The sequence below is a fragment of the Pseudogemmobacter bohemicus genome, assembly GCF_003290025.1.
Lineage (GTDB): Bacteria > Pseudomonadota > Alphaproteobacteria > Rhodobacterales > Rhodobacteraceae > Pseudogemmobacter > Pseudogemmobacter bohemicus.
Map to the genome: position 1 here is coordinate 1,017,392 of NZ_QNHG01000002.1, position 7,870 is coordinate 1,025,261.

At 62.9% G+C, this 7,870-nt stretch carries 10 protein-coding genes; 1 reads left to right on the forward strand and 9 read right to left on the reverse strand.

The features are described from left to right. Positions 1-8: 8 nt before the first annotated feature. The 7 genes from DRF71_RS12765 to DRF71_RS12795 all read right to left on the reverse strand — a co-directional run bounded on the left by DRF71_RS12765 (position 9) and on the right by DRF71_RS12795 (position 4,839). A complete protein-coding gene (locus DRF71_RS12765; RefSeq protein WP_112310886.1) occupies positions 9-473 on the reverse strand; it encodes a PTS sugar transporter subunit IIA in 465 nt (154 codons plus the stop codon). A gap of 44 nt (positions 474-517) precedes the next feature. After that, the gene (gene hpf, locus DRF71_RS12770; protein WP_112310887.1) at positions 518-1,093 is read right to left on the reverse strand and encodes a ribosome hibernation-promoting factor, HPF/YfiA family; all 576 of its coding nucleotides are present in this window, start codon (positions 1,091-1,093) and stop codon (positions 518-520) included. Between the two features lie 257 nt (positions 1,094-1,350). Continuing rightward, positions 1,351-2,127, reverse strand: a complete 777-nt coding sequence (gene lptB, locus DRF71_RS12775) for an LPS export ABC transporter ATP-binding protein (protein WP_112310888.1) — start codon at positions 2,125-2,127, stop codon at positions 1,351-1,353. After that, positions 2,127-2,633 (reverse strand): LptA/OstA family protein, encoded by a 507-nt coding sequence (locus tag DRF71_RS12780; RefSeq protein WP_112310889.1) that lies wholly within the window; start codon positions 2,631-2,633, stop codon positions 2,127-2,129. Before DRF71_RS12780 ends, lptB begins: the two co-directional genes overlap by 1 nt. Then, positions 2,630-3,262, reverse strand: a complete 633-nt coding sequence (gene lptC, locus DRF71_RS12785; protein ID WP_112311304.1) for an LPS export ABC transporter periplasmic protein LptC — start codon at positions 3,260-3,262, stop codon at positions 2,630-2,632. The genes DRF71_RS12780 and lptC overlap by 4 nt, the downstream gene beginning before the upstream one ends. Positions 3,263-3,275: 13 nt before the next feature. Then, positions 3,276-4,244: a KpsF/GutQ family sugar-phosphate isomerase gene (locus DRF71_RS12790; protein WP_112310890.1), complete on the reverse strand. Its 969-nt coding sequence runs from the start codon at positions 4,242-4,244 to the stop codon at positions 3,276-3,278. Continuing rightward, on the reverse strand, positions 4,225-4,839 hold the full coding sequence (locus tag DRF71_RS12795; RefSeq protein WP_112311305.1) for a ribonuclease D: 615 nt from the start codon (positions 4,837-4,839) through the stop codon (positions 4,225-4,227). Before DRF71_RS12795 ends, DRF71_RS12790 begins: the two co-directional genes overlap by 20 nt. A gap of 324 nt (positions 4,840-5,163) precedes the next feature. Between DRF71_RS12795 and DRF71_RS12800 the strand changes: the two genes are divergently transcribed. Then, a complete protein-coding gene (locus DRF71_RS12800; protein WP_112310891.1) occupies positions 5,164-5,385 on the forward strand; it encodes a hypothetical protein in 222 nt (73 codons plus the stop codon). Positions 5,386-5,567: 182 nt separating this feature from the next. Here the strand turns inward: DRF71_RS12800 and DRF71_RS12805 are convergent, their stop codons facing one another. Both DRF71_RS12805 and DRF71_RS12810 read right to left on the reverse strand, forming a co-directional pair. Then, on the reverse strand, positions 5,568-6,986 hold the full coding sequence (locus tag DRF71_RS12805) for a sulfotransferase family 2 domain-containing protein (protein WP_112310892.1): 1,419 nt from the start codon (positions 6,984-6,986) through the stop codon (positions 5,568-5,570). A 6-nt stretch (positions 6,987-6,992) separates the two neighbouring features. Continuing rightward, positions 6,993-7,870: DUF5927 domain-containing protein (locus DRF71_RS12810; protein WP_456300088.1), on the reverse strand; the 878-nt coding region annotated here is incomplete at its 5' end.

Genomic DNA, 7,870 nt, shown 5'->3' on the forward strand with positions numbered 1-7,870 from the left:
GCGGCGATTCACGCTTCCTGCGTGCTGCGTGCTTCGATCAGGATCGCATGCAGCTTGGCCGGATCGGTGTTCGAGCGCAGTTTCGACACCACGCTCTGGTCGCGCATGGTGCGGCTGACCAGCGCCAGCGCCTTCAGATGGTCGACGCCGGAATCTTTCGGCGCCAGCAGACAAAAGATCAGGTCGACCGGCTGGCGGTCGACAGAATCATAATCGAGCGGCTTTTCCAGCCGGATGAAGATGCCGGCGATGCGGTCGAGTTCCTCGATCCGCGCATGGGGCAAAGCGATGCCATGCCCCACGCCGGTCGGACCCAGCGTCTCACGTTCCTGCAACCCGTCCACCGCCGGATCGGCGGGTATTCCCCAGGCCGATTGCGCAATTTCCCCCAACTCCTGGAAGAGACGTTTCTTCGAAGTGAACTGGCCGACCACGCGGACGGCTGAGGGGACGAGAAGACTGGAAAGTTCCATGAGAAAGCAGAAATCCTGTGGTCATGCAGGGGGGCGTCAGCCCGTCACCTGCTGTTGCGAGGGTCAATCCAGCCGATGTTGCCGTCTTCACGGCGATACACCACGTTCACGCCCCCATGGCCTTCGTTTCTGAACACGAGCATCTTCTGCCCCGCCAGTTCCATCTGCATCACGGCCTCGCCGACGGTGATCGAAGGGATCTTCGTCTCCATCTCGGCAACCACGACCGGCGCAAGTGTCTCTGGCTCGGCATCCTCGTATTCCTCGGATGGGGCGAGGATATAGGACGAGGCCGCGCCGAATTCAACCGGGGCCTTGCGATCAGCGTGATGGTTGCGCAACCGACGCTTGTAGCGGCGCACCTGCTTGTCCAGCCGCTCGCGGCAGCTTTCAAAGGCGGCATAGATTTCCGCAGCATTGCCTTTGGCCGAAACATTCAGCCCGGTGGCGAGATGGATCGTCGTCTCGCAGACGGATTCATGGGCGGCGCGCGAAAAAACCACCATGCAATCGGTGGCACGCTGCGCATATTTTTCGATCAACTCGCCGATTTCGGCTTTGACATGGGTGGTCAGGGCCTCCCCGATGTCGATCTGTTTGCCGCTGATCTGGTAGCGCATGATATCTCCTCTGCTTTCTGGGCCGGGTCGGTGAACATGCGGTCACGAAACCCGGGTCTTCAAAGACATGTCGGCTGTGGGGTCGTCTTTCCGATCTGGATATGGAGGGGAGAAACCGCAAGATGGCGGGGCCTGTTACGGCCGCCCTGACCTCTCTCACGGTGGGCAATGCTTGCGCTCATATGACCATTTGGTGACAGCGCGCGCGGCCTGTCAACAGAATCGGTGCGAACCCGGTGTCGCACCGCCCAAATGGTTCAGACCATACGAAAATTCTCGCCGAGATAGACGCGCCGGACGGTCTCGTCCTTAACGATTTCGTCGGTGGTGCCGGACATCAGGACCTTGCCGTCATGCAGGATATAGGCGCGATCGATGATGCTCAGGGTCTCGCGGACGTTATGGTCGGTGATCAGCACGCCGATGCCGCGCGATTTCAGGTCCTGGACCAGATGGCGGATCTCATTCACTGCAATCGGGTCGACGCCCGCGAAGGGCTCGTCAAGCAGCAGATATTTCGGATCTGCAGCGAGGCAGCGCGCGATTTCGACCCGCCGGCGCTCGCCCCCCGACAGCGCCAGGGCGGGCGCCTGACGCAGATGGGTGATCGAGAATTCCGACAGGAGTTCCTCCAGCCGCTCGCGCCGTTTATGGCGGTCGGGATGGGCGATTTCCAGCACGGCAAGAATATTGTCCTCGACCGAAAGGCCGCGGAAGATCGAGACTTCCTGCGGCAGATAGCCGATCCCCAGCCGCGCCCGGCGATACATCGGCAAAGGCGTCACATCGCGCCCGTCGATCAGTACCTGACCGCCTTCGGGGGTGATCAGCCCGGCGATGGAATAGAAACATGTCGTTTTCCCCGAGCCGTTGGGGCCCAGCAGCGCCACAACCTCGCCCCGCCGCAGATCCATCGTCACATCGCGGATAACCGGTCGTTTCTTGTAACTTTTCCTCAGGTTGCGGATTTGCAGCCCCGAAGGCGCCGCCTCTGCTGCTTTCGCCTCAGTCTTCACATTATCGGCGAGAACCATCAGTTGGCGCCCGGCAGGAAGGTGGTCGAGACGCCCCCCTCCATCACCCCGGTGCCGGATTTCATCCGGATCGTCAGCTTTTGCCCGGAAAGCGCGCTTGCGCCTTGTGTCAGCAGCACATCGCCGGTCATCACCACGAGGCCGGTGTCGATCTCATAGACCGCCTCACGCGATTCGGCGGCATCCTTCGCGCTGGCGATGGTTACGCCGCCGGTCGCATACAGGCGGCGAATCGCCCGGCTGTCGGCGGCGTATTCAACCCGCACCTCGGCCGCCGTCAGGCGCATTTCGCCCTGGCCCACCAGCACATTGCCGGTAAACACCGCCGAACCATCGGCATTGTTCACCGAGAGCGTATCGGCCTTGATCTCGACCGGCAGGCTTGTGTCCTGGGTCATGGGGCCAAAGGAAATCGTGGCCTCCTGCGCGGATACGGGCTGCACAAAGGCAGGCGGTACAGCCAGCGCAAGCAGCAGCGACAGCAAGAGGCGGGCAATCGGTGTCATGGCATATCCGTTTCGCGGCCTGATCCGCCCGGTTCATATACCAGCTTTACCGAGCCCGAGAAAACCAGAAGATAAGGAGAGGCGCCGCCGCTGTTACCCTGATGCGTCAGGGTGAAGCTGTCGGCGTCGATGGTAACCTGCGGGCCGGTGGCGGTGACCGCGCTTTCGCTCGCCGCGCCCGAGCGATCCAGCGCCGTATTCAGCCGGTCGGTCACCACGCGGTAGCCCGAGGAGGTCTCGATCTCGACCCCGCCCGACAGCCTCAGCTGATCGGAGCCGGTATCAAGTTCGGCATCAAGGGCGCGGATATCGGTGCTGCCGCCCCCTGGCATGTCGAGGCGCACCACCACATCGCTGGCGCCGGCGGTGCGGGTGCCATTGGCGGGGCGCGCGGCGCTGGCGGTCATGGTGATCGCGGTGCCGTCCGACGTGGTGCCGGCATAGGTGGGCGCCGTCATTCTCGGGTCGCGGGCGAGGTCCTCGACATCGACCTCGGCATAGCGGATGGCGGCATTCGGGTCGATGCGGTCTGCCAGCAGGAACAGCGTCGACAGCAGCGCCAGCGCCGAAAGCGGCAGCGCCACTTTCAGCCAGCCGACCAGCCGGGAATGTCGGTCGATCCTCGGCATCCGTCCTCCGGTTTCAGGCCAGGCCCGCGCGCAGGCAGTCATGGATATGCAGGATTCCCTCGGCCAGCCCGGTTGAGCCGGCGACCATCAGACAGGTGATCTTGCGTTCATTCATCACGGCCAGCGCCTCGACGGCCAGGGTCTCGGGCGCGACGGTCAGGGGGTTTGTGGTCATCACCTCGGCGGCGCTGAGGGTCAACAGCCCCTCCATATGCCGCCTGAGGTCGCCATCGGTGATGATCCCCTGCAAGTGGCGATCCGCGCCGCCAACCCCGACCACCCCGAATCCGGCGCGGGTCATAGCGATCAGCGCCTCGGGCATGCCGGTGCCGGGGGCGATCAGTGGCGGCTCGCGGTGCATAAGATCGCGCACCCTGAGCAGCTTCGCCCCCAGCTTGCCCCCGGGATGGAAGGTGCGGAAATGTTCGGGGGTGAACTGGCGGTGTTCCATCAATGCGATCGCCAGAGCATCGCCAAGCGCCAGTGTCATCGTGGTCGAGGTGGTCGGCACGATGCCGGTCTCGCAGGCCTCGGGCACCGTGGGCAAAAGGAGTGCCACATCGGCCTCGCGCAGAAGGGTCGATCCCTCGCGGCCCGCGATGCCGATCAGCGGAATGCCAAAGCGGCGGGCATGGGCCAGCATATCGGCCAGTTCAGGCGTCTCACCGGAATTCGACAGCATCAGGATGACATCGCCCGGCGCGATCATGCCCAGATCGCCATGGCTGGCCTCTGCCGGATGCACGAATTGCGCCGGGGTGCCGGTCGAGGCGAAGGTGGCGGCCAGTTTCTTGCCGATATGGCCGGATTTCCCCATGCCCGAGACGACGACCCGGCCCCGCGCCTGCAGGATCAGCGCCACCGCATCGCTGAAGCTTTGCCCGAGGCAGCCCGCAAGCGTCTCAAGCGCCCCGGCCTCGCGGCGGATCACCCGCTGGCCGGTGGCCAGCAGGGCGGCGGGGTCAATGGTGGAAGATGTCATTCAGGTCATCCCAGCCCAAAAGATCCAACTCGGCCCTGACCGGCAGAAAGGCGAAGAGCTTTTCCGCCAGGGTCAGCCGGTCCTCGCGGATCAGCTTTTCCTCAAGCGCCGCTTTCAGCCGGTGCAGGTAAAGCACATCCGAGGCGGCATATTCCTTTTGCGCCTCGGTCAGGGTTTCTGAACCCCAGTCAGAGGTCTGCTGCTGTTTCGAGACATCGACGCCCACCAGATCGGCAAGCAGATATTTCAGCCCATGCCGGTCGGTATAGGTGCGGATCAGTTTCGAGGCGATCTTGGTGCACCAGACCGGCGCGGTGGTGACGCCGAAAGCGCGCTTCATCGCGGCAATGTCGAAACGGCCGAAATGGAAGAGCTTCAGCACCGCCGGATCGGTCAGCAGCCGTTCGAGATTGGGCGCAGATGTCTGGCCGCGCGCGATCTGCACCAGATGCGCATCGCCCTTGCCATCCGAGAGCTGCACGACACAAAGCCGGTCGCGGCGCGGGTCAAGGCCCATGGTTTCGGTATCAATGGCGACAACCGCGCCAAGGTCGAGCCCGTCGGGCAGGTCATGTCGATGCAGATGGATGGCCAATTGGATCACTCTCGGACTTATGCCTGACCGGAATTAATCATCCCCCCGGCGCGGGTCAACTGCGGCAATCCTTTTGGCGGGCGTCGCAGGGGGCGCTGCCCCCGCCTCCTGCGGAGGCCCCCCGGGATATTTAAGGACAGATGAATGCCGATTTCATCTGTCTCTCAATATCCCCGCCGGAAAGGGCTGAGGCTTGCATTTAAATAATTGAAATATATAAATATTTATGGATTTCAAGGTTCCTGCTGTGCTCCAGTGCTGTGTGACAGCTGATGCACAGGGGTTCTGACTGACGGGGAAAGTTTTGCCAGGAGGGGTTCCGCGTTGCCTGCGCTTTTGCTTCTCAGCGATCCGCAGACCAGCGGCGGGCAACCGGTCGCCTGCGCCCCCGAAAGCCTTGATGCGGCGGGGGATCCGCTTCATGCGCGGCTCGGAAACCATATCCCGCGCCAGCATCGACCGCGTGGTATCCAGGGCCGCGAGATCGACCTGATCCGGCCCGGCGGCCTGCAACCGGGCGGTGGCTTCCCGCGCCGGAACAGATGAATATGTTTCCTCATTTCACCCCCATCGGGAGCGGAGAAAGGTCTCGCCGGCATTATGTGTGACACAACTGTGCACCAGCTTGCGGCAATTCGATACGACAAGATGCTGATATAAAACTAAAACTTCACAACAACCTCTAAACATCCCCGCCGGAGGCTTCCCCGGAGGCAAGAGGCGCAGCGTCACGCCTGCCAGCGGCTGAAACCAAAGGCGCTGTAATCGCGGGGCCAGGCCTCCTGGGCGGCGGTATCCAGCTCTTCGCTCCAGACAGAAGCCAATGCGCGGGCCTGTTCAGGATCCGGGGTGAAGGGCGGCGCGGTGAAACCGAGTTCAGAGGACAGCCAGCCAAGACCGGAAGCGAGGCGCTCTTCGCGGAGGATCAGGTCGGGGCTGCGCAGCCCGGCAAAGCCCTGCAGGACCGCGTTCTGGCTGGCCCAATGCGGATCGACGCGCTGGCCGGTCTGACCGTTCACCGAAAGCTTCGCGTAGCGCAGAAAGGCGAGGAAGGCGGCGCGATGCTGGTCCGGATCGGCGAATCCCTCACCTTTCGGCGGCAAATCGGCCCCATGCGCCCGCATCAGCGCATTGCGGTGGTCTTTCAGACGGCCGGAAACGATCAGGTCGAGAAAGGCCGTATGGGCACGCAACAGGGGGTGGCGCAGCACCGTGAAGGCAAGGTTTCCCGGATGGGTCTGCTCCCAGTTCCGCAGCGATTTGCGGGTGAAATCGCCAGTCACATCGCCGAGCGCCTCCAGCCAGGCGCTGACCTGCGGCACGGGGCCACCTTTGATCGGCATGTAAAGCAGCCTGGCCCGGTCTGATCCGATAAAGGACGGCACGCCCGCGCTGCGTCTGGGCTCGAAATTCGGGGTGCGCGCCAGGTTGAACCGGTCAAGCCGCGCCAGCGCCTGTTCCATGTCACCAGGATTGCGCACCTTGTCGGAAAGCGCGCCGGGATTTTGCTTGACCAGAGAATTGTCCACCGCCTCAAGCCGGGAGCTGACCCCGAGCCAGGCCGCCAGCCCGTTCAGGACGGCGACATCGCTGATATCCTCATAATCAATATAGAAGGCGGTCTGCCCCGAGACCTGCAGCATATGCATGAGCCGGATCTGGAAATCCTGCACGGTTTCCAGATGCTCCTCAAACCCGGACGCATTGAATTCCGCCTGGGCGGTTTTCAGGTTCTTCACATTTGACAGCCGCCATTGATCGGTCTCGCGCGCGATCTGCCAGGAGATATAGCTCTCCAGAGGATTGCGCGTCAGGATGATCTTGGCGCAGGCAGCATCCTCCATCACGGCGGGCAGGATGCGGGCATCGTGATCGTGGAAATAGCGAAACCCCGAAAGGCCCGGGGTCTGCTCATGCATGGCGCGAAGGAGGCCCAGCGGGTCCTTTTCGCGCGCCTCCATATCATGGCCAAAGGCCTCGTGGCGTTTCGGGCCGCCGATGAAATTCGGATTGAACATCTCGCCAAGGCAGCGGACGCCGTTCAGCGCATTCAGATTGGCCTCAAGGAAATTCGAGCCGGTGCGCATCTCGGCCAGCATGACGAATGAGGTGAAACGCGGCAAAGCCGCAGCCCTTGCATCGCTCATCGCCGGTCACTTCACCAGATAGGGGCGCGGGCGGCGATTGCCGGGGCCGGGGATCTCGCCGCCGGCGGGGAAATCGCCCATCAGCTCGGGCTTCATGCCCTGATTGCGCAGGTTTTGCAGGAACTGGCCGAAACCGGTCAGATCCCTGAGGCGTGGCACCTCGGTCAGGCGCCGGAGCGAGCGCGGGCTGATTTCATCAACGATCATTTGCAGCGGTTCCATTGGGTTCTCGACGAATTCCGCGAGAGTCCAGACCCGCACCCGCGCCTTGACATCGGGCGCGCGCAAGAGGGTCAGCATTTCGGCCTCAATGCGCTGAAGCCGGGCCGCTTCGGCCCTGATCTCGCTGAAATTCAGGTTTGACTGGAACAAGGGAACCGAGAAAGCGCCGGAGATGACCGAAATCTGCGCATGGGGATCGCCGGTGATGAAGGGGATGATTTTCTGATTGTCGCGCGGGCCGAACTGGAAACACTGCCGCTCGCCGCGGGTGTTCCAGACGAGGCTGGTCAGAAAGCTGCGCGGGTTGTAATCGCGCAGTTTTGCGGAATTGCTGAGGGATCCGTTATAGATCGCCTCGCCGCCGGCGAATTCGACGCGTTCGGGCGCAAAGAGATGGCCATGCACCCGGGTGCCCGAGACCCGCGAGAGCCAGGTGTCGAAATCCTCGAACAGCTCGGCAAAGCCCTCGAAGATCGAATAGGCGGCGGCGGTGCGCCCGTTTGCCAGTTCGCGATTGGGAAAGCGCGACTGCATGTAAAGACCGGCACGGCCCAGGGTACGGCGCTCGACCGCCTTGGCGAAGAGGCGGTCGATCTTGCCGGGATTGGGTTCGGCCCGGGGCTGGCTGGCGGCGTCCGGATGCAGGAACGTGTTGTAAACCC

What these genes read in the sequence shown, in the direction of transcription:
- hpf (WP_112310887.1), bottom strand. Translation starts at nt 1,093, where the DNA reads ATGCGCTACCAGATCAGCGGCAAACAGATCGACATCGGGGAGGCCCTG.
- DRF71_RS12765 (WP_112310886.1), bottom strand. Translation starts at nt 473, where the DNA reads ATGGAACTTTCCAGTCTTCTCGTCCCCTCAGCCGTCCGCGTGGTCGGC.
- lptB (WP_112310888.1), bottom strand. Translation starts at nt 2,127, where the DNA reads ATGGTTCTCGCCGATAATGTGAAGACTGAGGCGAAAGCAGCAGAGGCG.
- lptC (WP_112311304.1), bottom strand. Translation starts at nt 3,262, where the DNA reads ATGCCGAGGATCGACCGACATTCCCGGCTGGTCGGCTGGCTGAAAGTG.
- DRF71_RS12780 (WP_112310889.1), bottom strand. Translation starts at nt 2,633, where the DNA reads ATGACACCGATTGCCCGCCTCTTGCTGTCGCTGCTGCTTGCGCTGGCT.
- DRF71_RS12805 (WP_112310892.1), bottom strand. Translation starts at nt 6,986, where the DNA reads ATGAGCGATGCAAGGGCTGCGGCTTTGCCGCGTTTCACCTCATTCGTC.
- DRF71_RS12790 (WP_112310890.1), bottom strand. Translation starts at nt 4,244, where the DNA reads ATGACATCTTCCACCATTGACCCCGCCGCCCTGCTGGCCACCGGCCAG.